Source organism: Caballeronia sp. GAWG2-1 (assembly GCF_023631405.1).
Classification (GTDB): Bacteria; Pseudomonadota; Gammaproteobacteria; order Burkholderiales; family Burkholderiaceae; genus Caballeronia.
Genome location: NZ_JALQDD010000020.1, coordinates 1 through 614 on the forward strand (window position 1 = coordinate 1; position 614 = coordinate 614).

General features: G+C 54.1%; 1 protein-coding gene and 3 tRNA genes. All 4 read right to left on the bottom strand.

All coding sequences use genetic code 11. The features are described 5' to 3' along the window. Positions 1-83, bottom strand: an 83-nt coding sequence (locus NCR98_RS12635; protein WP_042615313.1) for a GTP-binding protein, incomplete at its 3' end; no start/stop codon positions are given. A 62-nt stretch (positions 84-145) separates the two neighbouring features. After that, positions 146-220 (bottom strand) — tRNA-Thr (locus NCR98_RS12640). A gap of 15 nt (positions 221-235) precedes the next feature. After that, positions 236-309: transfer RNA gene (locus tag NCR98_RS12645), tRNA-Gly, on the bottom strand. Between the two features lie 29 nt (positions 310-338). After that, positions 339-424 (bottom strand) — tRNA-Tyr (locus NCR98_RS12650). Between the last annotated feature and the right edge of the window lie 190 nt (positions 425-614).

Below are 614 nucleotides of genomic sequence, written 5' to 3' on the forward strand. Positions count from 1 at the left end.
AGCGTGGTCTTGCCGTGGTCAACGTGACCGATCGTGCCCACGTTCACGTGCGGCTTGGTCCGCTCGAATTTACCTTTGGCCATTTTCGACTCCTAACAGGATTTTCGCACCTTGCGCCACGCGCAACTTACTAGACTAATACTTCTGGTGCCCATGGGCAGGATCGAACTGCCGACCTCTCCCTTACCAAGGGAGTGCTCTACCACTGAGCCACATGGGCACTACACACCGACACTGGAGCGGGTGAAGGGAATCGAACCCTCGTCATAAGCTTGGAAGGCTTCTGCTCTACCATTGAGCTACACCCGCTTGGGCTGGATTCCCTACCGCTTGAATTCTGGTGGAGGAGGTTGGATTCGAACCAACGTAGGCGTAAGCCAACAGATTTACAGTCTGCCCCCTTTAGCCACTCGGGCACCCCTCCGCAGAGAACTATCGATTATGGGGAAGAAACACGGTGTTGTCAAGCCCTCCGCGCGACCCGCATTAACTGAGGCTCTCACTTATAGTTGAAAGCAAAATGCAAAAACCCCACCTGTTTGGGGGTGGGGTTTTTGTTGCTGCATGAGGAGCCTGACGATTACCTACTTTCACACGGGAGATCCGCACTATCA